Below are 23964 nucleotides of genomic sequence, written 5' to 3' on the forward strand. Positions count from 1 at the left end.
ACATCGCTTCAACTCACAACCATAAGCGGCATCGAGCCGTACATACCCAATCAATCAAGGAATCGAAATGGCAGAAGAGCGTCAGCAGCGGGGTCGCGATCGCGACCGTAACCGCGAAGAGAAAATCGACGACGGCATGATCGAGAAGCTGGTCGCGGTCAACCGCGTCAGCAAGACCGTCAAGGGTGGTCGCCAGTTCACCTTCACCGCACTGACCGTGGTCGGTGATGGCGAAGGCAAGGTCGGCTTCGGTTATGGCAAGGCGCGCGAAGTGCCGGTCGCCATCCAGAAGTCGATGGAGCAGGCCCGCAAGAACCAGGTCAGCGTTGATCTGAACAACGGCACGTTGTGGCACACCATCAAGGATGGTCACGGCGCTGCTCGCGTGTTCATGCAGCCGGCTTCGGAAGGTACTGGCGTCATCGCCGGTGGTGCCATGCGCGCCGTGCTGGAAGCCGTTGGCGTGAAGAACGTCCTGGCCAAGGCAACCGGTTCGCGTAACCCGATCAACCTGGTCCGTGCCACCCTGAAGGGTCTGGCCGGCGCACAGTCCCCGGCCCGTATTGCTGCCAAGCGCGGCAAGAAGTTGGAGGATCTGAACCATGGCTAATGAAACCGTCAAGACCGTGAAGGTCCGCCTGGTGCGTGGCCTGCGTGGCACCCAGTCGCGTCACCGCCTGTCGGTGCGTGCCCTGGGCCTGAACAAGCTCAATGATGTGCGTGAACTGAAGGACAGCCCGCAGGTTCGCGGTCTGATCAACAAGGTTCAGTACCTCGTCCAGGTTGAGGAGTAATCGACCATGACTATGCGTCTCAATGAACTGAGCCCGGCACCGGGCGCCCGCACCGAGCGCACCCGCGTCGGCCGCGGTATCGGCTCCGGCCTGGGCAAGACCTGCGGCCGCGGCCACAAGGGTTCGTTCGCTCGCAAGGGCGGCGGCAAGATCAAGGCTGGCTTCGAAGGCGGCCAGACCCCGATGCAGCGTCGTCTGCCGAAGATCGGCTTCTTCTCGCACAAGGCCAAGGACACTGCTGAAGTGCTGTCCTACCACCTTGATCGCCTGGAAGCTGGTGAGATCGACGTGGCCGCACTGCGTGCTGCCAAGCTGATCCCGACGGCAGCAAAGAAGGTCAAGATCGTCCTGAAGGGCGAGCTGAGCAAGGCGTTCACCCTGAAGGGTGTTTCCGCCACTGCTGGCGCCAAGGCCGCGATTGAAGCTGCCGGCGGCAGCGTACAGGAGTAACTGGAACATGGCGCAAGCTGGCATCGGTAAACTCGCGGCAGGGGCAGGTAAGTTCACGGAACTTCGCCAGCGCCTCCTGTTCGTACTTGGGGCATTGCTCGTCTATCGCATCGGCTGTTATGTGCCGGTGCCGGGCGTCAATCCCGATGCCATGCTTGCGCTGATGCAGGCGCAGGGCGGCGGTATCGTGGACATGTTCAACATGTTCTCGGGCGGCGCCCTGCACCGTTTCAGTATCTTCGCGTTGAATGTGATGCCGTATATCTCGGCATCCATCGTGATGCAGCTGGCGGTCCACATCTTCCCGGCCCTGAAGGCCATGCAGAAGGAAGGTGAGTCTGGCCGTCGCAAGATCACGCAGTATTCGCGCATTGGCGCGGTGCTCCTGGCGGTGGTGCAGGGCGGCAGTATTGCGCTGGCACTGCAGAACCAGGTGTCGCCGGGCGGTGCACCGGTGGTTTATGCGCCGGGCATGGGCTTCGTGTTGACCGCGATCATCGCGCTCACCGCAGGCACCATCTTCCTGATGTGGGTGGGTGAGCAGGTGACGGAGCGGGGCATCGGCAACGGTGTATCGCTGATCATCTTCGCCGGTATCGTGGCTGGCCTGCCGGCTGCCGTGATCCATACCGTCGAAGCCTACCGTGACGGCAACATGAGCTTCATCTCGTTGCTGATCATCGTGCTGGTGGTGCTGGCTTTCACCTACTTCGTGGTGTTCGTCGAGCGCGGTCAGCGCCGCATCACGGTCAATTACGCCCGCCGTCAGGGTGGTCGTAATGCTTACATGAACCAGACCTCGTTCCTGCCGTTGAAGCTCAACATGGCGGGTGTGATCCCGGCCATCTTTGCTTCCAGCATCCTTGCCTTCCCGGCAACGCTGGCGATGTGGTCCGGCCAGGCCAGCTCGGCCACGTGGCTGCAGAAGGTGGCAAATGCGCTGGGCCCGGGCGAGCCGCTGCACATGATCGTGTTCGCTGCGCTGATCAGTGGTTTTGCGTTCTTCTACACCGCGCTGGTGTTCAATTCGCAGGAAACCGCTGACAACCTGAAGAAGTCGGGCGCGCTGATTCCAGGCATCCGTCCGGGCAAGGCAACTGCTGATTACATCGATGCCGTGCTGACCCGTCTGACCGCTGCTGGTTCGCTGTACCTGGTGATCGTCTGTCTGCTGCCGGAAATCATGCGTACCCAGCTCAATGCCTCCTTCTACTTCGGCGGCACCTCGCTGCTGATCGTGGTGGTGGTGGTGATGGACTTCATTGCGCAGGTCCAGGCACATCTGATGTCGCACCAGTACGAGAGCCTGTTGAAGAAGGCCAACCTGAAGGGTGGCAACCGCGGCGGCTTTGCACGCGGCTGATTCACCGGTTATACTTGTTGCTTAATTACGCGAAACCCGCCCTGGTCAACCGGGCGGCTTTCCAAACAGAAGGGCGGCCCCTGCAGCGGTTTCGGGTGGGGGTGTGATGTGGTTGTTCCGCGCGGGAGTAGCGCGGGCGGCTCGGAGATGACTCTCCTTGCCAGGCACATCCGGCGCCGGAGCATGGGCACACTCCCCACGCCGGGTCTGTGGAACGTTATGTTCCACGACTTCCAAGCAAACCGAAGCCTTGTTAGTATCGCTAGTTCACTTTTTTGATCCATCCTGCCGGATTGGCGCGCCTTTTGGTGCGCAGTCGGCCATCACTCAGCTGGAGAACCGCGTCATGGCGCGTATTGCAGGCGTCAACCTGCCAGCCCAGAAGCACGTCTGGGTCGGGTTGCAAAGCATTTACGGCATCGGCCGTACCCGTTCGAAGAAGGTCTGCGAAGTCGCAGGCGTTGCTTCGACCACCAAGATCCGCGATCTGTCGGAACCGGAAATCGATCGTCTGCGCCTGGAAGTGGGCAAGTACATCGTTGAAGGCGATCTGCGTCGCGAAATCGGCATTGCCATCAAGCGCCTGATGGACCTGGGCTGCTACCGCGGCCTGCGTCACCGTCGTGGTCTCCCGCTGCGTGGTCAGCGCACCAAGACCAATGCACGTACCCGTAAGGGTCCGCGCAAGGCTCTGAAGAAGTAAGGGACCTAGATAATGGCTAAGCCCGCTGCTGCAAAAACCAAGAAGAAGATCAAGCGCGTCATCACTGATGGCGTTGCCCACGTCCACGCTTCGTTCAACAACACCATCGTGACCATCACCGACCGTCAGGGCAATGCACTGTCCTGGGCGACCTCCGGTGGCGCTGGCTTCCGTGGTTCGCGTAAGTCGACTCCGTTCGCCGCTCAGGTTGCCGCCGAAAAGGCTGGCAAGGCTGCGCTGGATTACGGCCTGAAGTCGCTGGAAGTCCGCATCAAGGGTCCGGGTCCGGGCCGTGAGTCGGCCGTACGTTCGTTGAACAACGTCGGCTATAAGATCACCAACATCATCGACGTGACGCCAATCCCGCACAACGGGTGCCGTCCGCCGAAGAAGCGTCGCGTCTAAAGGAGCGATAAGAAATGGCTCGTTATATCGGTCCTACCTGTAAGCTCGCCCGCCGCGAAGGCGCCGACCTCTCCCTGAAGAGCCCGGCCCGCGCGTTGGATTCCAAGTGCAAGCTGGAGCAAAAGCCCGGCCAGCACGGCGCCACTGCCCGTAAGGGCAAGCTGTCCGACTACGCTACCCAGCTGCGCGAAAAGCAGAAGGTCAAGCGTATCTACGGTCTGCTGGAGCGTCAGTTCCGCAACTACTACAAGAAGGCCTCGACCAAGAAGGGCAACACCGGCGAGAACCTGCTGCAGTTGTTGGAAACCCGTCTGGACAACGTCGTCTACCGCATGGGCTTCGCAGTGACCCGTCCGGCTGCTCGTCAGCTGGTCTCGCACCGCGGCGTCACGGTCAATGGCAAGTCGGTCAACCTGGCTTCGTACCAGATCAAGGCCGGCGACGCGATTGCGCTGTCTGAAAAGGCTGCCAAGCAGCTGCGCGTCCAGGAAGCCCTGGTCGTTGCCGAGCAGCACGACCTCAGCCCGTCGTGGGTCGAAGTCGATTCGAAGAAGTTCAGCGGCGTCTTCAAGGCTGTGCCGGATCGTGCGGACCTGCCTGCGGATATCAACGAAGCGCTGATCGTCGAGTTGTATTCGAAGTAATTCACAATGGAGAACCTCCGGGTTGCACCGGAGGTTCGCAGGAGAACCCGCAACATGACGGTTACCGCAAACCAGGTTCTGCGTCCTCGCGGTCCGCAGATCGAACGCCTTACCGAGACCCGCGCCAAGGTCGTGATCGAACCCTTGGAGCGTGGTTACGGGCATACGCTGGGCAACGCCCTGCGTCGCGTGCTGCTGTCGTCCATCCCGGGCTTCGCCATTACCGAAGTCGAGATCGACGGCGTGTTGCACGAGTACACCACTCTGGAAGGCCTGCAGGAAGACGTGCTTGACGTCCTGCTGAACCTGAAAGACGTGGCGATCCGTATGCACACCGGCGACAGCGCCACCGTTTCCCTGTCCAAGCAGGGTCCGGGTGTTGTCACCGCTGCCGACATCAAGGTTGACCACAACGTCGAAGTGATCAACGGCGACCATGTGATCTGCAACCTGACCAAGGACACTGCGATCAACATGCGTCTGAAGGTCGAGCGTGGCTTCGGCTACCAGCCGGCTGCCGCACGTCGTCGTCCGGACGAAGAATCGCGTGCGATTGGTCGTCTGGTGCTGGACGCTTCGTTCTCGCCGGTCCGCCGCGTCGCTTATGCGGTGGAAGCCGCTCGCGTCGAACAGCGTACCGATCTGGACAAGCTGGTCATTGATATCGAAACCAACGGCACGATCGATGCCGAGGAAGCTGTCCGCACTGCGGCCGACATCCTCAGTGATCAGCTGTCGGTGTTCGGTGATTTCACCCACCGCGACCGCGGTGCAGCCAAGCCGGCCAACAACGGCGTGGATCCGGTGCTGCTGCGCCCGATCGACGACCTGGAGCTGACCGTGCGTTCGGCCAACTGCCTCAAGGCTGAGAGCATCTATTACATCGGCGATCTGATCCAGAAGACCGAAGTTGAACTGCTCAAGACCCCGAACCTCGGCAAGAAGTCGCTGACCGAGATCAAGGAAGTGCTGGCCCAGCGCGGTCTGTCGCTCGGCATGAAGCTGGAGAACTGGCCGCCGGCCGGTGTCGCCGCTCACGGCATGCTCGGCTGATAAGCAATACCTGTTCCCCCGCATGGGCGACCATGCGGGGGAATATTGTTTCAGCAGTACCCGCATTGACGGTTAAACAACGCCGCAATGCCGGTCGTCCAGGACGGGCGACCAGGACCACCCGCAGTCCACTTTCAACGCCAGGATGGCGACAACGAAGTCCAACGTCTCACCATTAACCAAGGAATATACCCATGCGTCACATGAAGTCGGGCCGCAAGTTCAACCGTACCAGCGCCCACCGCGAAGCAATGTTCAAGAACATGGCTGCGTCGCTGTTCAAGCACCAGCTGATCAAGACCACCCTGCCGAAGGCCAAGGAACTGCGCCGCGTTGCCGAGCCGCTGATCACCCTGGCCAAGGTTGATTCGGTTGCCAACCGTCGTCTGGCGTTCGCCCGCCTGCGTGACAAGGAAGCCGTAGGCGTCCTGTTCACCATCCTGGGCCCGCGCTACGCCAACCGTCCGGGCGGCTACCTGCGTCTGCTGAAGTGCGGCTTCCGCGCTGGCGACAACGCTCCGATGGCTTACGTTGAACTGGTTGACCGTCCGGTCGCCGTTGCGGAAGAAGTCGGCGAGTAATCGCACGCTTCCGTCCATCGACGGATGCAAGAGAAGCCCGGCCTACGCCGGGCTTTTTCGTTCATGTGGTTACGGCTGCCATCACTGCTGATCGCGCGCGGGCGGCCTGCTACTCTTGTTGCATTGTTCACTCCGGAAAGTTGCGATGAACCCTTTGCGTTGGAGTTTCCGTGCGCAGTGCCTGCTGGGCTTTTTGACCTGTGCCGGCCTGCTCGCATTTGCGATCTACATGCAGATCCAGATGGGGCTGGAGCCGTGCCCGCTGTGCATCTACCAGCGCATCGCATTTGCCGCCGTCGGCGTGTTGTTCCTGCTCGGTGCGCTGCACGGGCCGTCCAGTCGCGGCGGGCGTGCCGGCTATGGCGTCTTGACGTTCCTGGCAGCCGTGGTGGGCATCGGCATCGCCGGGCGCCACGTTTACGTGCAACTGTTGCCGAAGGACCTGGGCAGCAGCTGCGGCCCGCCGCTAAGCTTCCTGGCCGAAACCATGGGCCCGTTCGAAGTGTTCCGTACCGTGCTGACCGGCACCGGTGACTGCGGCAACATCGATTGGACCTTCCTCGGCCTGAGCATGCCGATGTGGAGCCTGGTGTGGTTCGTATTGCTTGCGGGTTGGGCGCTGTATGCCGGCCTGCGTACACGCAAGAAACGTTTGATCTGACTCTCTCACTTATTCAACTGGTATCTGCATGAACGCTTCCTCCTCCCCGTCATCCGTCGCCACCGCCAGCAGCTGGGCGCCGGATAGCTGGCGTGGCAAGCCCGCGCTGCAGATGCCGACCTACCCCGATGCGCAGGCGCTGGAAGAGGCGCTCAGCGAGTTGCGACAGCTGCCGCCGCTGGTGACCTCGTGGGAGATCTTCGCGCTCAAGCAGCAGCTGGCCGAGGCGCAGGAAGGCAAGCGTTTCCTGCTGCAGGGCGGTGACTGCGCTGAGAACTTCGTCGACTGCGAATCGGGCACGATTTCCAACCGGCTCAAGGTGTTGCTGCAGATGAGCCTGGTGATGGTGCATGGTCTGCGCATGCCGGTGATCCGGGTTGGCCGCTTCGCCGGGCAGTACGCCAAACCGCGTTCGGCCGATACCGAAACCCGTGACGGGGTGACCTTGCCCAGCTATCGCGGCGACGTGATCAATGCGCCGGCCTTCACCGAGGCGGCACGCGTGCCGGATCCGCAGCGGATGATCACCGCGCACTCGCGCTCGGCGCTGACCATGAACTTCGTGCGTGCGTTGATCGATGGCGGCTTCGCCGACCTGCACCACCCCGAATACTGGAACCTGGCGTGGATGCGCTGCTCGCCGCTGGCCGAGGAGTACCAGAAGATGGTGGCCTCGATCGGTGACGCGGTGCGCTTCATGGAGACCCTGTCGGGCTCGCAGGTGCACAACCTCAACCGCGTCGATTTCTACACCTCTCACGAGGCCTTGCTGCTGCCGTACGAGCAGGCGCTGACCCGGCAGGTGCCGCGGCAGAACGGTTGGTTCAACCTGAGCACGCACTACCCGTGGATCGGCATGCGCACCGCCGCGCTGGATGGCGCGCATGTCGAGTACCTGCGTGGCGTGCGTAACCCGATCGCGATCAAGGTGGGGCCGTCGGTGCAGCCGGATCAACTGCTGCGCCTGATCGATGTGCTGAACCCGGAAGATGAGCCGGGCCGTCTGAGCTTCATCCACCGCATGGGCGCAGCGCAGATTGCCGACAAGCTGCCGCCGCTGCTGGATGCGATCAAGCGCGATGGTCGTCGCGTGCTGTGGGTCTGCGACGCCATGCACGGCAATACCGAGAGCACCAGCAACGGCTATAAGACGCGTCGCTTCGACAACATCCGCAGTGAGGTCGAGCTGTCCTTCGACCTGCATGCAGCGGCCGGTACGCGCCTTGGAGGCGTGCACCTGGAGCTGACTGGTGAGGATGTCACCGAGTGCACCGGCGGCGCACGTGAGCTCACCGAACGCGATCTGGAGCGTGCCTACCGTTCCAGTGTCGACCCACGCCTGAACTACGAGCAGTCGCTGGAAATCGCCATGGCCATCGTCCGCAAGCAAGGCTGACGGACGCACGGTAGTGCCGAGCCATGCTCGGCAGAGGCTTGCCCCGTAAATCTGCAGCCCAGGTGTAGTGCCGAGCCATGCTCGGCAGGGGCGTTACCGGTAAGGCCACATGCCGAGCATGGCTCGGCACTACAAGTGGGGCCTTGGTTCACCGACGGACGTTCTTGGTCGCCAGCCTCAGGCTGTAGCGATGTCCAGTCAAAAACTGCGCCTCGGGCGTTTCTCGCTGCCCAGCAACATCTATTCAATCACCACGGTAACCGCAGGGCGTGTGCCGCTGTTTGCGAATCGCAAGAACGCCGAGCAGGTCATTGAGGCGTTGCGACACTGCGAACTCGCCGACATTTGTCACAACCTTGCCTGGGTGGTAATGCCCGATCACCTGCATTGGCTGCTGCAGCTTCAATCCGGATCGCTGGGTGGGTGCATGCAGCGCTTGAAATCGCGGTCAGCAAGGTCTGTTGGTGGCGCAGGTTCCATCTGGCAGACCGGCTATCACGATCATGCAATCAGGCGCGATGAATCACTGCGTGGCGTAGCTAACTATCTGCTGCACAACCCGGTGCGGGCAGGCCTATGCGAACGGCCGCAGGACTATCCATATGCTTGGTGCAGATGGGGCTGGCAGCTCTGATGTTCTGATGTAGTGCCGAGCCATGCTCGGCAAGATGCGTTACCGGTAATGCCCAATGCCGAGCATGGCTCGGCACTACAGGTGAAGCGTTCGGGATTGTCAGGCAGGCCCAATGCCGAGCATGGCTCGGCAGTACAGGTGGGGCGTTTGGCATTTTGGGGCAGGCCCAATGCCGAGCATGGCTCGGCACTACAGGTGAAGCGTCAGCGCTTGCGGTGGCGCTTGCCCAGGTCGCGGGCCAGTACCCAGACGACCAGCAGGTTAACCGCCAGCAGCAGCCAGGAGGCCCAGCCGGGGTGTTTGACGATGGCGTAGAAGTCCAGCGGCAGGTAGAGCGCGGCGGAGATGCAGCCCAGCCATGAGGCCCAGGCCTTGGCGCGCCACAGGCCCCAGGCTTCAAGCACGCGCAGCAGCCCGTAGCCGACCAGTACAGCGGCGCCGAGGTGAACAGTATCGGGGGTGATCATGCCCAGCAACGAGGAGAACGCGCCGTTCTCGGGGTCACCACCTGCGCGGTGGATCAGGGCATTGATGATGTTGCGAAGCGGAGCCGGCCCGGATATCTCCAGGCCCGCCGCAGCGAGAAAGGCCAGTACGGCCTTTCCCGCTTCCAGCAGCGCGATGGCTGCCAGTCCCGGATGCGCATGCGGATCCGGGTTGTAGGGCGTTTTGTCAGTCAAGACAATCAGCCGCCGCGCGACGCCTTCTTGCGGTCGCTTTCGGTCAGGAACTTCTTGCGCAGACGAATTTCCTTCGGGGTGATTTCCACCAGCTCGTCGTCGTCGATGAAGTCCAGGGCCTGTTCCAGCGAGAACTTGATCGCCGGGGTCAGCTGGATCGCATCGTCCTTGCCCGAAGCGCGCATGTTGGTCAGCGGCTTGGTCTTGATCGCGTTGACGGTCAGGTCGTTGTCCTTGGAGTGGATGCCGATCAGCTGACCTTCGTACACGTTGTCGCCTTCAGCAGCGAACAGCTTGCCGCGTTCCTGCAGCGGGCCCAGCGAGTAAGCCGGGGTTGCGCCCGGGGCATTGGCGATCATCACGCCGTTCAGGCGCTTGGCGATGGCGCCCTGTTCCTTCGGGCCGTAATGGTCGAACACGTGGAACAGCAGGCCAGAACCCTGGGTCAGGGTCTTGAACTCGTTCTGGAAGCCGATCAGGCCACGCGCCGGGATCTTGAAATCAAGGCGAACACGGCCCTTGCCGTCGGACTCCATGTTCTCAAGCAGGCCCTTGCGGGTGCCCAGCTTTTCCATCACGCCGCCCTGGTGCTGCTCTTCGATATCGACGACCAGCTGCTCGATCGGCTCCATGGCCTGGCCGTCGATCTGCTTGATGATGACTTCCGGGCGCGACACGGCCAGCTCGTAGCCTTCACGACGCATGGTTTCGATCAGCACCGACAGGTGCAGCTCGCCACGGCCGGAGACCAGGAACTTGTCGGCGTCTTCAAGCTGCTCGACCTTCAGTGCAACGTTGTGCACGGTCTCGCGCTCCAGGCGCTCCTTCAACTGGCGGCTGGTCAGGAACTTGCCGCCGGACAGGTCCTTGTTGCCTGCGAACGGCGAGTTGTTGACCTGGAAGGTCATCGAGATGGTCGGCTCGTCGACGGTCAGCGGCGGCAGCGCTTCCGGGGTGTCCAGGGCGCAGACGGTGTCGGAGATGGTCAGTTCCTGGATGCCGGAGATGGCGATGATGTCGCCAGCCTGTGCTTCCTCGACTTCGATGCGCTCCAGGCCCATGAAGCCCAGCACCTGCAGGACCTTGCCCTGGCGCTTCTTGCCTTCACGGTCGATGACGGCGACGGCCTGGTTCTTCTTGACCTTGCCGCGCTGGATGCGGCCAATGCCGATCACGCCGACGAAGTTGTTGTAGTCCAGCTGGCTGATGCGCATCTGGAACGGGCCGTCGGCCTCGACTTCCGGCACCGGCACGTACTTCATGATCGCTTCGTACAGCGGGGTCATGTCGCCGTCGCGGACGGTGTCTTCCAGGCCGGCGTAGCCGTTCAGGCCCGAGGCGTAGACGATCGGGAAGTCGAGCTGCTCATTGGTGGCACCGAGCTTGTCGAACAGGTCGAACACCTGGTCGATGACCCACTCCGGACGGGCGCCCGGGCGGTCGACCTTGTTGACCACGACGATCGGCTTGAAGCCCATCGCGAAGGCCTTCTGGGTGACGAAGCGGGTCTGCGGCATCGGGCCGTCCATCGCGTCAACCAGGATCAGCACCGAGTCGACCATGGACAGCACGCGCTCCACTTCGCCGCCGAAGTCGGCGTGTCCCGGGGTGTCGACGATGTTGATCCGGTTTTTGGTGCCGGTCTTCTTGTCTTCCCAGGTAATGGCCGTGTTCTTGGCCAGGATGGTGATGCCGCGTTCCTTTTCCTGGTCGTTGCTGTCCATCACGCGCTCGGCGAGTACCGTGCGCTCGGACAGGGTGCCGGACTGCTTGAGCAGCTGGTCGACGAGGGTGGTCTTGCCATGATCGACGTGGGCGACGATGGCGATGTTGCGAAGATTTTCGATGGACATGCGAAAGACGGCCAGCCGGTGCCGTGAAATGGGGAAAATGAGTTCAGCATTATAGCGCTATGTGGCCGCTGTGCGAAATTCAACGTTCAGACTCGTCTGATTGCCCATTCAGGCTGGGACAGTTCATGCTGCTGCGGAGGGGCAGCAGCACGGGCGGAGCCGGGTGTAAACTAGCTGGCTATTGAGAGTCGTCTTCTTTACTAAGGATTTTCCATGTCGCTGATCGCCAATTTCGACACCTCCCGCGGCCTGATCAAGGTCGAGCTGTACGCCGACAAGGCGCCGCTGACCGTGGCCAACTTCGTCAACCTGATCAAGCATGGCTTCTATGACGGCCTGGCGTTCCACCGCGTGATCGCCGACTTCATGGTCCAGGGCGGCTGCCCGGAAGGCTCCGGCCGTGGCGGCCCGGGCTACCGTTTTGAAGACGAAACCAAGAACGGCGTGCGCCACGAGCGCGGCGTTCTGTCCATGGCCAATGCCGGCCCGAACACCAACGGCAGCCAGTTCTTCATCACCCACATCAAGACCGATTGGCTCGATGGCAAGCACACCGTGTTTGGCAAGGTGCTCGAAGGCTTGGACGTGGTTGACGCGATCCAGCAGGGCGATGCGATCAACAAGATCACCCTGGAAGGCGATACCGACGCCGTGCTGGCCGCCAAGGCCGACCGCGTCGCCGAGTGGAACAAGATCCTCGCCGCCTGATTGACGCCGACGGCCACCTGACAAGGTGGCCGTTTCTGATTCCAGCCCGGCCAGCGCAGCTGCGCGTGCCCGGCTTTACCCCACACCCGCTTCTTAGCAGAGGAAACCCCCCATGAAAGCACCCGTTCGTGTTGCCGTAACCGGCGCTGCCGGCAATATCGGTTATGCACTGCTGTTCCGCATCGCTTCTGGCGAAATGCTGGGCAAGGATCAGCCGGTCATCCTGCAGCTGCTCGAAATCGACAACGAAAAGGCCCAGGCCGCCCTGCAGGGTGTGGTCATGGAACTGGAAGACTGCGCGTTCCCGCTGCTGGCCGGCGTGGTGACCACCGCTGACCCGCTGGTGGCCTTCAAGGACGTTGACGTCGCCCTGCTGGTCGGCGCACGCCCGCGCGGCCCGGGTATGGAGCGCAAGGACCTGCTGCTCGAGAACGCCAAGATCTTCACCGTGCAGGGCAAGGCCCTGAACGCCGTCGCCAAGCGTGACGTCAAGGTGCTGGTGGTCGGCAACCCGGCCAACACCAATGCCTACATCGCGATGAAGTCGGCGCCGGACCTGAACCCGCGCAACTTCACCGCCATGCTGCGCCTGGACCACAACCGCGCCCTGAGCCAGCTGGCTGCCAAGACCGGCAAGACCGTGGAGAGCTTCGAGCAGTTCACCGTGTGGGGCAACCACAGCCCGACCATGTACCCGGACTACCGCTTCGCCACCACCGGCGGCGCCAAGGTCGGCGAGCTGATCAACGATCAGGAATGGAACGCCAACACCTTCATCCCGACCGTCGGCAAGCGCGGCGCAGCGATCATCGCCGCCCGCGGCCTGTCCTCGGCTGCGTCGGCCGCCAATGCCGCCATCGACCACATCCATGACTGGGTGCTGGGTAGCAACGGCAAGTGGGTGACCATGGGCGTGCCGTCCGACGGCTCCTACGGCATCCCGGAAGGCGTCGTGTTCGGTTTCCCGGTGACCACCGAGAACGGCGAGTACACCATCGTCAAGGACCTGCCGATCGACGACTTCTCCAAGAAGTACATCGACATCACCCTGGGTGAGCTGGAAGAAGAGCGTGCTGGCGTTGCCGACCTGCTTTGATTGCTGACAAGATCGTTTGGTGATATAGAGGTCGGGTACAACCCGGCCTCTTTTTGTCTAATTGCTTTCTACGGGGCGGGGGAGAGGTCTCAAGATCAAAACCTGGGAGGAAGTAAATGAATAAGGCATGGAATCTGCTGTGTTTATTCTCTTTGGCCCTGCTGGCAGCCCCTGCTCTGGCGTTGGAAAGCTCTGAGGAGGTTGGCGCAGATCAACCTTTGTATTGCAGTGCGTACATGTACCGGATACTTCCGGGGGATTTCAATTTCTGCGTCGCCCGGAAATTGTGGTTCAAGGGAAAGACCGACCAGTCGATTGAGTACCTGGAACTTGCTTCCGGTTGGGGGAGCAAGGCGGCCCAGCAAGCTTTGGGCGTCGCCTATTTCAACGGTGATCGCATTTCCAAAGATCGCGCCCTGGGCTTGGCATGGCTGAAACTCTCCGCCGAGCGGGGGGATGCCACTGCCAATGCTCTGTATGCCTCAGCGTCGAACTCAGCGTCGAACGAGGAACGAGAGGTTGCCTTCCGTTATTTCGATGATCTTCGAGGGCGTTATTCCGATGAAACAGCAGCTCGCAGGGCTGACCAACGCTATCGTCGAGAGCTTTACGCGCTTGAACATGAAATGGCAGGCGGCAGTGTTTACGGCCGCGGTGCCTGCATCGAGGGGATGGCGCAACTGGCGAATCTGCAGGCCTCGCTAATGGGCTTTGAGGATGTTATGAATCCGACCAACACCTGCACCATGGCCAGTGAACAGCACATGCTGGCGGAGTTGGAGCGGCGTTATGAAGTCTACTTTTCAGGCTGGAAAGGCACTGTCACCACAGGTGACGCGGAGTCAGCACGGGTTCCTCCGTCGCTTTAGTTGTTCTGGAAACCTGCGATGTAACGTGCAGAATGGCGTCTCGATTTGCTGAGGTTCCGTTGCTGGATGATCATCTGTGCCGATGTTTCCTATCTGATTGTGGAGAAGCCTGCGGGCCTGTTGTCCGTCCCTGGGCGGCTGGAAGGGAACAAGGATTGCTTGATCTCGCGTTTGCAGGGTGTGTACGCGGATGCGCTTACCGTGCATCGCTTGGATCAGGTGACATCGGGTTTGATGGTGTACGCGCGCGGCAAGGCGATGCAGATTGCCTTGTCCAAGCAGTTTGAACAGCGTCAGGTCAGCAAGCGCTATGAAGCGCTGGTGCAGGGTTTGATGGAGGGCGAGTCCGGCGAGATCGATCTGCCACTGGTCTGCGATTGGCCGAACCGGCCGAAGCAGATGGTGAGTTTTGAGCTGGGCAAGCCGTCCTTGACGCGTTGGCGGGTAGTGGCGCGCGATGTGGCTGCGCAGACCACGCGGGTTGAGCTGGAGCCGGTGACCGGGCGCAGCCATCAATTGCGTCTGCACCTGGCAAGCATCGGGCATCCGATCGTGGGCGATGTGATGTACGACGCGCAGCCTGCACTGCGGGTTTGCCTGCATGCGCGGCGCCTAGGGTTTGTGCATCCGCTGACAGGGGAGTTGCTGGAGTTTGTTTCTGAGTGCTCTTTCTAAAGTCAAAGGCTTGCCCTCACCCCAACCCCCTCTCCCGCGCGCGGGAGAGGGGCTAGCAATGCGTCGGCTGCCAGTGCATTAGCCCTCAGTCCTCAATTTCCCGCCCCCGAGCCTTTGGTCTTAAGACCATCGTCGCAAGGAGTGCACCGCATCCCCGGACTATGCTCGGCACACAGCCAGGCAGTTACCGGAGGGTGTCGTGCAGTACGAGCAGATCTACCGCCGTTCCATTGAAGAGCCGGAAGCTTTCTGGGCCGAGGAAGCCAAGGCGATCCATTGGCATCGCCCGCCGCAGCAGGTACTGGACTACTCCAACCCGCCATTCCGGCGCTGGTTCGTCGGCGGTGAAACCAACCTCTGCTACAACGCGGTAGACCGCCATCTGGCCGAGCGTGGCGAGCAGCTCGCGCTGGTCGCCATCTCCACCGAAACCAACGTCACCCGCGAACTTACCTACCGCGATCTCCATCGCGAAGTGAATGCCTTCGCTGCGGTGCTGCTCAAGCTCGATGTCGGCCGCGGTGATCGTGTCGTCATCTACATGCCGAACATGGCAGAGGCGGTGTTCGCGATGCTGGCCTGCGCGCGTATTGGCGCAGTGCATTCCGTCGTATTCGGTGGCTTTGCCGCGCATAACCTGGCACTGCGCATCGACGATGCAAAACCGAAATTGCTGATCGCCGCCGATGCCGGTATGCGCGGCGGCAAGGTGATTCCGTACAAAGCGATGGTCGATGCAGCCTGTGCCGAAGCGAATACGCCGCCACCGAAAGTGCTGATCGTCTCGCGTGGTCTGGACGCGGCCGAACCGCGCATCGCCGGCCGCGACGAAGACTATGCGCAGCTGCGCGTGCAGGTCGGTGATGTTGAGGTGCCAGTGCAATGGCTGGAGTCGAACGAACCGAGCTATCTGCTGTACACATCCGGCACCACTGGCAAGCCCAAGGGCGTGCAGCGCGACGTTGGTGGCTATGCAGTGGCGATGGCGCAGTCGATGCGCACGGTATTTGATTGCGCGCCGGGGCAGGTGATGTTCTCCACCTCCGATGTCGGCTGGGCGGTTGGCCATTCCTATAACGTCTATGGTCCGTTGATCGGTGGCTGCACCTCGCTGCTGTACGAAGGCCTGCCGATCAATCCGGATGCGGGCATCTGGTGGGCGCTGTGTGAGCAGTACGGCGTGCGCACGATGTTCTCGTCGCCCACGGCGATCCGCGTGTTGAAGAAGCACGATGTGGATTTCATCGATAGGCATGACCTGTCCGAATTGAAGTATCTGTTCCTGGCCGGCGAACCGCTGGATGAGCCGACCGCGAAATGGATCACCGGCGCGCTGCACAAACCGGTCATCGATAACTACTGGCAGACCGAAACCGGTTGGCCGGCATTGACCTTGTTGCCGGGTCTGGAGATGAAGCCGGTGAAGTTCGGCTCGCCGGGGTTTCCGAATCTTGGCTACAAAATGAAGGTCATCGACGAGCAGAGTGGCGCTGAAGTGCCGCCCGGGCAGAAAGGTGTGCTGGTGATCCAGCCGCCGTTGCCACCGGGCTGCATGAGCACGATCTGGAACGACGACGAGCGTTTCCTGAAAAGCTACTTCGGCCACTTCAAGGAGTTGCTGTACAGCTCGCTGGACTGGGCCATCCGCGATGAAGACGGCTACACCTTCATCCTTGGCCGTACCGATGACGTGATCAACGTCGCCGGGCACCGGCTGGGTACGCGCGAGATCGAGGAGGCCATCTCCGCGCACCCGCGGGTTGCCGAGGCGGCGGTGATCGGCGTGCATGACGAACTGAAGGGGCAGGTGCCGCTGGTGTTTGTCACCTTGAAGCAGAGCCGGCCGGACGATGACGCCGGGCAGCTCGGCGCGGAAATGGTGAGCCACGTCACCCATTCGCTGGGCGCGGTTGCCCGGCCCGCCCACGTCCATATCGTCAATGCGCTTCCCAAGACCCGTTCGGGTAAGCTGCTGAGGCGTTCATTGCAGGCATTGGCGGAGCAGCGTGATCCGGGTGATCTGTCGACGCTCGACGATCCGGGTGCACTGGAAGAAATCCGCCGCGCGCTGGGGAAATAGCGCGTAGCCGGGCTGCAAGCCTGCTGTGCGGCGGTGATCGCAAGGGGGCGGTACGCGGCGGATGCAGTTGCATGTTCGGGAGCGGGGGCTCCTGGAAGATGCGCGCGGACCGTATTGCGATGCACAAAAGAGGGAGGGGGAATGGCATTCATCTATGCCAAGACGGCCGCTGGTCGTCTGGAGATCGAAAACCGTGGCTTGAAGCTGGCGCCGGCATTGCGTTCGGTGCTGTTGCTGGTCGACGGGCAGCGCGATGCGCGCGAGCTGCAGCAAATGGCGCAAGGCCTGCGCGCGCCGGACGACGTGTTGCAGCAGCTGGCTGCACTGGAATTGATCGACGCCGTCGCTGGCAGCGCTGACAAGGCGCCGGTATTGCCGGTGACCACCCAGCTCGGCGACGACCCGCTGCGTTACCAGCAGCTGCGTGACTGGATGGCCGAATCGGTGCGCAAGCATCTGGGCCTGAAGGGCTACCTGATCCAGTTGAAGATTGAACGCAGCAAGACTGCGGTCAGCCTGGAGCAGTTGTGGCCGGAACTGGCCACAGCGCTGGGCAAGGCCAAGAGCCCGGCATTTGCCAGCCGCTGGCTGGAAGAGACGCGCGCCCTGGTTGTTGGCTGACGGACTATTGGCGGCTGCTTGCGGCGCGCCTGCTGCGCTGCAAGCCGTGGCGATGCATGGGCACTATCATGGTGGCAGGTTCATCATGGGAGTGCCCTGCATGACGCAGGAAAAAAGCGGCGAGATCAGCACTGCGGGCTGGGACGCGATCAACGCGGCAATGGCCGTGCTGTATCCGGGGCAGGAGCCACGGCATTTTGGCACCTTGCTGTCGCATACGCTGGGCGGCAGTGACCCCTTGGACGGTATCAGCGTCTACTGGAGCGAGTCGCCGCGCCCGCATTGGCATTACGTCAGCTACGGCTTCTCCGAACTGTACGACAAGCAGAGCGATGATCCGCAGGAAAGCGGTTTCGGTTTCGAGCTGACCTTCCGTCTTGCTGCACAGGCAGGTGACGGCAAACGCGGCGAGCCGCCGGCGTGGCCGATGAACCTGATGCAGAATCTTGCGCGCTATGTTTTCAGCAGCGGCAATGTATTCGAGGCCGGTCACCATCTGGATGCAAATGGCCCGATCGCGCTGGATACCGATACCAAGCTGCGGCACCTTGCCTTTGTCGCCGATCCGCAGCTGCCAGCGATCGACACCGCCAACGGCCGCCTGAACTTCCTGCAACTGGTGGGTGTTACCGACGAGGAGATGGCGGCGATCAAGCGCTGGTCAACGCAGGGCGTGCTGGCGGTGCTGGAGCCGGCAATGCCGCTATGGATCACCGAGCTTGAGCGCGACTCCCTGCTGGATGATCCGGCCATCGCCGCACAGCTTGAAGCGGGCAGCCAGCGTGAAGGATCGAGCACCGGCATGTTGTTCGTGGAGACGCTGGAGTGGTCGGTCGACGACGCAACCACCACGTTGGTGCTGGGAGCGGGGCAGGTTGCCAGCGTGCTCGAGCTGTTGCCGCTGCGGCTGCATCACGACAAGCCGCTGGTGGTGCTTGGCAAGGACTGCCAGTGGCGGTTTGAGCCGGGCGTGGTCGACGACGTGCAGAGTGATGGCGACAGCGCGCGCTGTGTGCTGTCCGATGCGAGCCTGCAGGCGATGCTGGACGGCGTGCCTGCCGAACGCGGCCTGTATCCGCTGCCGGGTGGCAAGCTGCAGATCGAAGTAAGGCCGACCTTGCTGCGCGATGGACAGGGGGGCGTGATCCGCGAGATTGGTTGATCCCGCGGTCGTTGCGGCACTCATTGCGCAGTGGCGTTAGCGGTGACGCGCCACTGGCAGGGAGAACTCGAAGGCTGCACCTTCGTCGCTATCCAGCAGACGGATCTGGCGATGGTGCAGCTGCAGGATGCGGTGCACGATCAACAAGCCCAGACCGCCACTGTCCGGGCGCTGGCTGCCCAGCGCCGGTAGCGTGCTGAACAATTGATCGCGGCGCGCTGCTGGAATACCCGGCCCGGTATCGGAAACACGGACCAGTACATCGCCATCGAGTGCACGCAATGCCACCGTGATGCGCCCACCTGCCGGTGTATGCCGGATCGCGTTGTCGAGCAGGTTGGTCAGTACCCGCTCGATCAGGCCGAGGTCGGCTTCTACCGGCGGCAGGCCGGCGGGAATCACCGCATCGAGCTGCTGCTGCCGCGACTGTGCAGCCAGCTCGAATTTCTGGAACACGTCCTGGATCAGATCCGGCAGCGAGAACGGCTGCAATTCCAGCACCACGCCGCCATGTTCCAGTCGCGCCAGTTCGAACAGCGCCTGCGCAAGCCGGCCAACCTTGTGGCTCTGCGACAGGGCGATGCCCAGGTAACGCTGACGTTCCTCGGCACTGAGGCTGGCGTCCTTCAGTGCAAGCGTTTCCAGATAGCCATGCAATGACGACAGCGGCGTGCGCAGGTCGTGCGAGAGATTGGCGACCAGCTCGCGCCGTTGCAGGTCCTGCTGCCGCAGCTGCTGCCATTGCTCGCTGACGCGTTGGCTGAGATGGGAAAAACTGTGCTGCAGGATGCTGAGTTCATCACGCTCGCCGGCACGCAGCGGCGTCGGCGGCAAGGGCTGGCGTGGGGCAGCGCTGTCCACATCGAAGGATTGGATGCGACGGGTAAGCTGGCGTAGCGGCCGGGTCACCCAGCGGAACGCGATCACTCCGGCCAGCAAACCGACAACCGCCACGATTGCCAACGACCACAGCGTGGTCCGCAGGTTGGCGTTTGCAGCGATGTCCGCTGCCAGTGCTTCACGCTGCTCGCCGACCAGCACCACATAGATGTAGCCGACCTGACGGCCCTGCACCCATAGTGGTGCGGCATTGAATACCTTGCGGCCACTGCTGCTGCGCGGGTCGTCGCCGAAGATCGGCAGTTTGCCGCCGTTGAGCAATGCCTGCACCGGTGCCAGATCAACGCGGTCCCGCTTGAGGTGACCTTCCGGTGCGTCATGGCCGAGGATGCGGCCTTCCTCGTCGAGCAGGTACACCTCGACGCTGGGATTGACCGACATCAGCTTGCCGAACAGTGCGCGCACTTCACCATCGCGTAGACCACGTGCATCCATCAGTTCACCGCTGCGCGCTATGTGTTCGGCCAGACCACGCGACAGGCGCTGCACGGTTTCCTGCTCGTGCATTCGGCTGCTGCGCATCTGTATCCATGCCAGCGCACCGCAGCAGATCAGCAACAGTGCGCAGAACACCAGCGACAGGCGCTGCGAGAGGGTGAGCCTGATCATGTCGAGCTCCCGCCATCGGTTGCCAGTTTGTAGCCGCGACCCCATACGGTGAGGATGCGTTTGGGTAGCGCCGGGTCGTGCTCGATCTTGTTGCGTAGCCGATTGATGTGGGTATTGACGGTGTGTTCGTAGCCATCGTGTTGATGGCCCCAGACCTGGTTGAGCAGCTCCATCCGTGAGTACACCTGGTCCGGATGGCGGGCGAAGAAATACAGCAGGTCGAACTCGCGCGGGGTCAGTTCCAGCGGGCGCGCTTCAATCTGCGCGGTGCGTGCAACCGGGTCGATGCGCAGGCCGGCAACTTCGATTGCACCAGCATCGATGCGCGCGTTCTGCGCCATCGCCTCGACCCGGCGCAGCAAGGCCTTCACCCGTGCGACCAGTTCCAGCATCGAGAACGGTTTGGCCAGGTAGTCGTCGGCGCCCAGTTCCAGGCCGAGGATGCGGTGCAGCTCGCTGGCGCGCGCGCTGGTGATGATGATCGGGGTGTAGCGGGTCATTGCGCGGGCGCGGCGGCAGATCTCCAGACCGTCCACGCCGGGCAGCATCAGGTCCAGCACCAGTGCGTCCCATTGCCCGCTTTCCAGCAGGCGTACGCCTTCATCGCCGCTGGCCGCATGGGTGACGTCATAGCCTTCGTCGCGCAGATGCATGCGCAGCAGGTTGGCGATGTGGACATCGTCTTCGACGATCAGGATGCGTTTGCTGCTGCTCATCGACGCTTGCGGCCACTGGAGGGGATGGCTGGCATTGTGCTTGGACAGGCGCGCCGATGTGTCACGAAGAATTTAACTCTGCGTGAGGATTCGTTGACCTGCCCGGGCGCAGCATGGCCACATCGTCCCTGGCTGGAGAACGCCCATGTCGCTCACCCGTCGCAAGCTGCTTGGCATTGGCGGTATGGCCGCCGCCGCTGGTGTGCTGGGCCTGACCGCCTGCAATGGCCAGGCGCCGGCAGCGCCCGCGCGTACAGCGGTGTTTGAAGTGATGCGCAGCGAGGCGCAGTGGCGCCAGCTGCTCAGCCCCGCGCAGTACGCGGTGCTGCGCCAGCAGGGCACCGAGCGGGCGTTCAGCAGTCCACTCAATGCCGAGCACCGGCGCGGCACCTTCAACTGCGCGGGCTGCGCGCTGCCGCTGTTCTCCTCGGCCACCAAGTTCGACAGCGGTACCGGCTGGCCCAGCTTCTGGGCGCCCTTGCACGGCGCGGTAGGCGAGGACCGGGACACAAGCTACGGCATGACCCGGGTTGGCGTGCATTGCCGGCGCTGTGGCGGCCATCTCGGGCACGTATTCGAAGACGGCCCGCGTCCGACCGGTCTGCGTTACTGCATGAACGGCGTGGCCCTGCAATTCGTCGCGGGCTGAGCGCCGCGCCCCTTACTCAAGAAGGATGCTTCCATGTTCCTGTTGGTACTGGCCTATCTCGGCGGCGTACTCACCCTGCTCAGCCCCTGCATCCTGCCGGTGCTGCCCTTCGTATTCGCGCGCGCTGACCGGCCGTTCCTGCGCAGCGGACTGCCGCTGTTGGTTGGCATGGCGTTGATGTTCGCGGTGGTTGCCAGCCTGGCCGCGGTGGGCAGTCAGTGGGTGGTGCAGGCCAACCAGATCGGGCGCTGGATCGCGCTGGTGGTGATGGCGCTGTTCGCCGTCGCACTGCTGTGGCCGGCGCTCGCAGACCGCCTGCTGGCGCCATTGCAGCGTCTGGGTGCGCGGCTGGGCGCTGCCGCCGATGCAGGGCAGGGCGGCGTACTCAGCTCGTTGCTGATCGGCGTGGCCACCGGCCTGCTGTGGGCACCATGCGCAGGTCCGATCCTGGGGCTGATCCTGACTGGCGCCGCGCTGCAGGGCGCCAACGTTGGTACCAGCGGCCTGCTGCTGGCCTATGCGCTGGGCGCTGCCACCTCGCTGGCCCTGGCGGTGTGGATAGGCGGGCGCGTCTTCACTGCCTTGAAGCGGCGGCTGGGGCTAGGCGAATGGATTCGTCGTGGGCTGGGCGTTGCCGCGCTGCTGGCGGTGCTGGCAATCGCGATGGGCTGGGATACCGGCCTGTTGACGCGGCTGTCCACGGTCAGCACGGCCAGGCTGGAGCAGCAGTTGCTGGATGCATTGCCTGCGCAACAGCCCCCATCAGGTCCGGCAATGATGATGTCGGCCGATGCCAAGCCCGGCGCGAGCCTGCCGGTGGAGGGTGAGCTGCCGTCGCTGGGCGGTGCCACCGGCTGGTTGAACAGCCCGCCGCTGGATGCGCAGCAGCTGCGCGGCAAGGTGGTGCTGGTCGATTTCTGGACCTATTCCTGCATCAACTGCCTGCGTGCGATGCCACATGTGCGCGACTGGGCCGAGCGTTATAAGGAGCATGGGCTGGTGGTGATCGGCGTGCATGCGCCGGAGTTCGCCTTTGAACGCGATCTGCGCAATGTGCAGCGCGCGGTGGCGGACCTGAAGGTCACTTACCCGGTCGCCATCGACAATGATTTCGCGATCTGGCGCGGCTTCAACAACCAGTACTGGCCGGCGCATTATTTCATCGATGCGCAGGGACGCATCCGCGCCCATCACTTCGGTGAAGGCAACTACCAACAGTCCGAACAGATCATCCGCCAGCTGCTGCGCGAGGCGGGCAACAGTCTGCCCGGCGATGCAGCGCCGGCTATGCGCATGGCAGGCAGCGGCGTCGAGCGCGAAGCCGACATGAGTAGTTTGAAGTCGCCGGAAACCTATATCGGCCATGGTCGTGCAGAACACTTCGCCTCGCCCGGCGGCATGCAGGCTGGTCAGCTGCACGACTACCGCTTGCCGGCATCGTTGCCACTCAATCACTGGGCACTGGCTGGACAGTGGCGCGTCGGCGAGGAAGACGCACAGCTGGAGCAGGCAGGCGGCCGTATTGCATTCCGCTTCCACGCCCGTGACCTGCACCTGGTGCTGGCACCACAGGACCCGGCGCGGCCGGTGCGCTTTCGCGTGCGTATCGATGGTCAGCCGCCACAGGCCGCGGCCGGTAGCGATGTATCAGCGCAGGGCGAAGGCAGGGTGGATCAGAACCGGCTGTATCAATTGATCCGCCAGGACGGTGAGGTGCGCGAGCGGACATTCGAGATCGAGTTCCTGGATCCAGGCGTGCGCGCCTATGCCTTCACTTTCGGTTGATTGGAGGAGATACGTGATGAAAATCGCCACGGATAAACTCGTTGCCAGCAGCATCGCGGCGGTGGTCGCGGGTCTGTTGATGCTCGCGGTGTTCAGCATGGACCGCCCGGCAATGGCTGCGCAGGCACCGATCAGAGTGCCGGCGCCGACGGGCGCAGCTGATCTGCACCAGGCTGGCGTCAAACAGGCGCGGGTGGTATTTGCCGGTGGCTGCTTCTGGGGCGTGCAGGGCGTGTTCCAGCACATCAAGGGTGTGGACAACGCAGTGTCCGGTTACATCGGCGGCAGTGCGGCTGATGCCACGTATGCGCGGGTCAGCGGTGGTGGCAGCGGCCACGCCGAAGCGGTGCAGGTCAGCTACGACCCGTCGCAGGTCAGCTATGGCCAGTTGCTGCAGGTGTTCTTCTCGGTGGTGCACGACCCGACCCAGCTCAACCGGCAGGGACCGGACCACGGCAGCCAGTACCGTTCGGCCATCTATGCCGATGATGCCGCGCAGCGTGACGCCGCGCGTGCCTATATCGCGCAGCTGCAGCGCGGTGCGGTGTTCGCCGCGCCGCTGGTGACCCGGATCGAAAGCGGCAAGGTCTTCCATGCTGCCGAGGGTTATCACCAGAACTACCTGACGCTGCATCCGGAATCGGCTTACATCCGCATCAATGACCTGCCCAAGGTTGCCGCGCTGAAGCAGCAGTATCCGGCGCTGTACCGCGAGCGGCCGCGGCTGGTGATGAGCTTGTCGGCGCGATAAGCGACCGCGAGCGCGGTAAATGAAACGGGCCCCCAGTCATATGACTGGCGGCCCGTTGGGGTGAAGCGTAGAGCCGCAGCTAAGCACACGGCTTCTGCCTTGTGCGCGGCCAGCACCCCCCGATCG

Annotated in this window: 25 protein-coding genes and 1 pseudogene; 22 read left to right on the plus strand and 4 right to left on the minus strand. The window is 62.7% G+C overall.

From position 1 onward, the window contains the following. Positions 1-67: 67 nt before the first annotated feature. The 12 genes from rpsE (at position 68) to ACVOLV_RS07360 (ending at position 8684) form a co-directional block, all read left to right on the plus strand. Positions 68-610 carry a 30S ribosomal protein S5 gene (rpsE, locus tag ACVOLV_RS07305; protein WP_282270259.1) on the plus strand — a complete coding sequence of 181 codons (543 nt, stop codon included), beginning with the start codon at positions 68-70 and terminating at the stop codon, positions 608-610. Then, positions 603-794, plus strand: a complete 192-nt coding sequence (gene rpmD, locus ACVOLV_RS07310; RefSeq protein WP_062169020.1) for a 50S ribosomal protein L30 — start codon at positions 603-605, stop codon at positions 792-794. The genes rpsE and rpmD overlap by 8 nt, the downstream gene beginning before the upstream one ends. Before the next feature lie 6 nt (positions 795-800). Further along, on the plus strand, positions 801-1244 hold the full coding sequence (rplO, locus tag ACVOLV_RS07315; RefSeq protein WP_303749037.1) for a 50S ribosomal protein L15: 444 nt from the start codon (positions 801-803) through the stop codon (positions 1242-1244). Positions 1245-1251: 7 nt separating this feature from the next. Next, positions 1252-2607, plus strand: coding sequence for a preprotein translocase subunit SecY (gene secY / locus ACVOLV_RS07320; protein ID WP_481553798.1), 1356 nt, complete (start codon positions 1252-1254; stop codon positions 2605-2607). A 346-nt stretch (positions 2608-2953) separates the two neighbouring features. Continuing rightward, positions 2954-3310 carry a 30S ribosomal protein S13 gene (gene rpsM / locus ACVOLV_RS07325; protein WP_057629605.1) on the plus strand — a complete coding sequence of 119 codons (357 nt, stop codon included), beginning with the start codon at positions 2954-2956 and terminating at the stop codon, positions 3308-3310. Between the two features lie 12 nt (positions 3311-3322). Then, a complete protein-coding gene (rpsK, locus tag ACVOLV_RS07330) occupies positions 3323-3715 on the plus strand; it encodes a 30S ribosomal protein S11 (protein ID WP_057629606.1) in 393 nt (130 codons plus the stop codon). Positions 3716-3729: 14 nt separating this feature from the next. Then, complete coding sequence (rpsD, locus tag ACVOLV_RS07335) at positions 3730-4359, plus strand: 30S ribosomal protein S4 (RefSeq protein ID WP_057629607.1); 630 nt, start codon at positions 3730-3732, stop codon at positions 4357-4359. Positions 4360-4413: 54 nt separating this feature from the next. Then, the gene (locus ACVOLV_RS07340) at positions 4414-5412 is read left to right on the plus strand and encodes a DNA-directed RNA polymerase subunit alpha (protein WP_062169013.1); all 999 of its coding nucleotides are present in this window, start codon (positions 4414-4416) and stop codon (positions 5410-5412) included. 194 nt (positions 5413-5606) lie between these two features. Continuing rightward, positions 5607-5993 carry a 50S ribosomal protein L17 gene (gene rplQ / locus ACVOLV_RS07345; RefSeq protein WP_303749039.1) on the plus strand — a complete coding sequence of 129 codons (387 nt, stop codon included), beginning with the start codon at positions 5607-5609 and terminating at the stop codon, positions 5991-5993. Between the two features lie 145 nt (positions 5994-6138). Beyond that, positions 6139-6654 carry a disulfide bond formation protein B gene (locus tag ACVOLV_RS07350; RefSeq protein ID WP_481509904.1) on the plus strand — a complete coding sequence of 172 codons (516 nt, stop codon included), beginning with the start codon at positions 6139-6141 and terminating at the stop codon, positions 6652-6654. A 28-nt stretch (positions 6655-6682) separates the two neighbouring features. Then, complete coding sequence (locus ACVOLV_RS07355; protein WP_481553799.1) at positions 6683-8050, plus strand: class II 3-deoxy-7-phosphoheptulonate synthase; 1368 nt, start codon at positions 6683-6685, stop codon at positions 8048-8050. Between the two features lie 190 nt (positions 8051-8240). Then, positions 8241-8684 (plus strand): REP-associated tyrosine transposase, encoded by a 444-nt coding sequence (locus ACVOLV_RS07360; protein ID WP_481553800.1) that lies wholly within the window; start codon positions 8241-8243, stop codon positions 8682-8684. Positions 8685-8887: 203 nt separating this feature from the next. On the opposite strand, the gene ACVOLV_RS07365 is transcribed toward ACVOLV_RS07360, so the two are convergent. Both ACVOLV_RS07365 and typA read right to left on the minus strand, forming a co-directional pair. Further along, positions 8888-9364 carry a DUF2127 domain-containing protein gene (locus ACVOLV_RS07365; protein WP_481553801.1) on the minus strand — a complete coding sequence of 159 codons (477 nt, stop codon included), beginning with the start codon at positions 9362-9364 and terminating at the stop codon, positions 8888-8890. 5 nt (positions 9365-9369) lie between these two features. Continuing rightward, the gene (gene typA, locus ACVOLV_RS07370) at positions 9370-11217 is read right to left on the minus strand and encodes a translational GTPase TypA (protein WP_481547271.1); all 1848 of its coding nucleotides are present in this window, start codon (positions 11215-11217) and stop codon (positions 9370-9372) included. A gap of 213 nt (positions 11218-11430) precedes the next feature. Here typA and ACVOLV_RS07375 point away from each other — a divergent pair, with 213 nt between their 5' ends. From ACVOLV_RS07375 to ACVOLV_RS07405, 7 genes and pseudogenes are all read left to right on the plus strand, one after another. Next, entirely contained in the window at positions 11431-11925 is a 495-nt protein-coding gene (locus tag ACVOLV_RS07375) for a peptidylprolyl isomerase (RefSeq protein ID WP_481547270.1), read from the plus strand. Between the two features lie 112 nt (positions 11926-12037). Next, positions 12038-13021 (plus strand): malate dehydrogenase, encoded by a 984-nt coding sequence (locus ACVOLV_RS07380; RefSeq protein ID WP_481553802.1) that lies wholly within the window; start codon positions 12038-12040, stop codon positions 13019-13021. A 116-nt stretch (positions 13022-13137) separates the two neighbouring features. Then, on the plus strand, positions 13138-13890 hold the full coding sequence (locus ACVOLV_RS07385; RefSeq protein ID WP_481553803.1) for a hypothetical protein: 753 nt from the start codon (positions 13138-13140) through the stop codon (positions 13888-13890). 66 nt (positions 13891-13956) lie between these two features. Continuing rightward, on the plus strand, positions 13957-14565 hold the full coding sequence (locus ACVOLV_RS07390; RefSeq protein WP_481553804.1) for an RluA family pseudouridine synthase: 609 nt from the start codon (positions 13957-13959) through the stop codon (positions 14563-14565). A gap of 193 nt (positions 14566-14758) precedes the next feature. Further along, a pseudogene (prpE, locus tag ACVOLV_RS07395) lies at positions 14759-16645 on the plus strand (propionate--CoA ligase); the annotation flags it as partial. Positions 16646-16786: 141 nt separating this feature from the next. Then, a complete protein-coding gene (locus ACVOLV_RS07400; RefSeq protein WP_481553805.1) occupies positions 16787-17266 on the plus strand; it encodes a hypothetical protein in 480 nt (159 codons plus the stop codon). Between the two features lie 100 nt (positions 17267-17366). Beyond that, positions 17367-18428 (plus strand): suppressor of fused domain protein, encoded by a 1062-nt coding sequence (locus tag ACVOLV_RS07405; protein WP_481553806.1) that lies wholly within the window; start codon positions 17367-17369, stop codon positions 18426-18428. 36 nt (positions 18429-18464) lie between these two features. On the opposite strand, the gene ACVOLV_RS07410 is transcribed toward ACVOLV_RS07405, so the two are convergent. Together ACVOLV_RS07410 and ACVOLV_RS07415 are read right to left on the minus strand one after the other, a co-directional pair. Next, entirely contained in the window at positions 18465-19937 is a 1473-nt protein-coding gene (locus ACVOLV_RS07410) for a sensor histidine kinase (RefSeq protein ID WP_481553807.1), read from the minus strand. Further along, positions 19934-20653, minus strand: a complete 720-nt coding sequence (locus ACVOLV_RS07415) for a response regulator transcription factor (protein ID WP_481553808.1) — start codon at positions 20651-20653, stop codon at positions 19934-19936. Before ACVOLV_RS07415 ends, ACVOLV_RS07410 begins: the two co-directional genes overlap by 4 nt. A gap of 145 nt (positions 20654-20798) precedes the next feature. On the opposite strand from ACVOLV_RS07415, the gene msrB reads away from it, so the two are divergent. Genes msrB through msrA form a run of 3 tightly spaced genes read left to right on the plus strand, consistent with a single transcriptional unit; the run spans position 20799 to position 23838 of the window. Continuing rightward, positions 20799-21302, plus strand: coding sequence for a peptide-methionine (R)-S-oxide reductase MsrB (gene msrB, locus ACVOLV_RS07420; protein WP_481553809.1), 504 nt, complete (start codon positions 20799-20801; stop codon positions 21300-21302). 33 nt (positions 21303-21335) lie between these two features. Then, positions 21336-23087: a cytochrome c biogenesis protein DipZ gene (locus tag ACVOLV_RS07425; protein ID WP_481553810.1), complete on the plus strand. Its 1752-nt coding sequence runs from the start codon at positions 21336-21338 to the stop codon at positions 23085-23087. Between the two features lie 16 nt (positions 23088-23103). Continuing rightward, a complete protein-coding gene (gene msrA / locus ACVOLV_RS07430) occupies positions 23104-23838 on the plus strand; it encodes a peptide-methionine (S)-S-oxide reductase MsrA (protein ID WP_481553811.1) in 735 nt (244 codons plus the stop codon). Positions 23839-23964: the final 126 nt, after the last annotated feature.

Source organism: Stenotrophomonas sp. STEN023 (assembly GCF_056760135.1).

Excerpts from the sequence above, each read along its gene's own strand:
- rpsE (WP_282270259.1), top strand. The coding sequence starts at position 68 with ATGGCAGAAGAGCGTCAGCAGCGGGGTCGCGATCGCGACCGTAACCGC.
- rpmD (WP_062169020.1), top strand. The coding sequence starts at position 603 with ATGGCTAATGAAACCGTCAAGACCGTGAAGGTCCGCCTGGTGCGTGGC.
- rplO (WP_303749037.1), top strand. The coding sequence starts at position 801 with ATGACTATGCGTCTCAATGAACTGAGCCCGGCACCGGGCGCCCGCACC.
- secY (WP_481553798.1), top strand. The coding sequence starts at position 1,252 with ATGGCGCAAGCTGGCATCGGTAAACTCGCGGCAGGGGCAGGTAAGTTC.
- rpsM (WP_057629605.1), top strand. The coding sequence starts at position 2,954 with ATGGCGCGTATTGCAGGCGTCAACCTGCCAGCCCAGAAGCACGTCTGG.
- rpsK (WP_057629606.1), top strand. The coding sequence starts at position 3,323 with ATGGCTAAGCCCGCTGCTGCAAAAACCAAGAAGAAGATCAAGCGCGTC.
- rpsD (WP_057629607.1), top strand. The coding sequence starts at position 3,730 with ATGGCTCGTTATATCGGTCCTACCTGTAAGCTCGCCCGCCGCGAAGGC.
- ACVOLV_RS07340 (WP_062169013.1), top strand. The coding sequence starts at position 4,414 with ATGACGGTTACCGCAAACCAGGTTCTGCGTCCTCGCGGTCCGCAGATC.
- rplQ (WP_303749039.1), top strand. The coding sequence starts at position 5,607 with ATGCGTCACATGAAGTCGGGCCGCAAGTTCAACCGTACCAGCGCCCAC.
- ACVOLV_RS07350 (WP_481509904.1), top strand. The coding sequence starts at position 6,139 with ATGAACCCTTTGCGTTGGAGTTTCCGTGCGCAGTGCCTGCTGGGCTTT.
- ACVOLV_RS07355 (WP_481553799.1), top strand. The coding sequence starts at position 6,683 with ATGAACGCTTCCTCCTCCCCGTCATCCGTCGCCACCGCCAGCAGCTGG.
- ACVOLV_RS07360 (WP_481553800.1), top strand. The coding sequence starts at position 8,241 with ATGTCCAGTCAAAAACTGCGCCTCGGGCGTTTCTCGCTGCCCAGCAAC.
- typA (WP_481547271.1), bottom strand. The coding sequence starts at position 11,217 with ATGTCCATCGAAAATCTTCGCAACATCGCCATCGTCGCCCACGTCGAT.
- ACVOLV_RS07375 (WP_481547270.1), top strand. The coding sequence starts at position 11,431 with ATGTCGCTGATCGCCAATTTCGACACCTCCCGCGGCCTGATCAAGGTC.
- ACVOLV_RS07380 (WP_481553802.1), top strand. The coding sequence starts at position 12,038 with ATGAAAGCACCCGTTCGTGTTGCCGTAACCGGCGCTGCCGGCAATATC.
- ACVOLV_RS07385 (WP_481553803.1), top strand. The coding sequence starts at position 13,138 with ATGAATAAGGCATGGAATCTGCTGTGTTTATTCTCTTTGGCCCTGCTG.
- ACVOLV_RS07390 (WP_481553804.1), top strand. The coding sequence starts at position 13,957 with ATGATCATCTGTGCCGATGTTTCCTATCTGATTGTGGAGAAGCCTGCG.
- ACVOLV_RS07400 (WP_481553805.1), top strand. The coding sequence starts at position 16,787 with ATGGCATTCATCTATGCCAAGACGGCCGCTGGTCGTCTGGAGATCGAA.
- ACVOLV_RS07405 (WP_481553806.1), top strand. The coding sequence starts at position 17,367 with ATGACGCAGGAAAAAAGCGGCGAGATCAGCACTGCGGGCTGGGACGCG.
- ACVOLV_RS07410 (WP_481553807.1), bottom strand. The coding sequence starts at position 19,937 with ATGATCAGGCTCACCCTCTCGCAGCGCCTGTCGCTGGTGTTCTGCGCA.
- ACVOLV_RS07415 (WP_481553808.1), bottom strand. The coding sequence starts at position 20,653 with ATGAGCAGCAGCAAACGCATCCTGATCGTCGAAGACGATGTCCACATC.
- msrB (WP_481553809.1), top strand. The coding sequence starts at position 20,799 with ATGTCGCTCACCCGTCGCAAGCTGCTTGGCATTGGCGGTATGGCCGCC.
- ACVOLV_RS07425 (WP_481553810.1), top strand. The coding sequence starts at position 21,336 with ATGTTCCTGTTGGTACTGGCCTATCTCGGCGGCGTACTCACCCTGCTC.
- msrA (WP_481553811.1), top strand. The coding sequence starts at position 23,104 with ATGAAAATCGCCACGGATAAACTCGTTGCCAGCAGCATCGCGGCGGTG.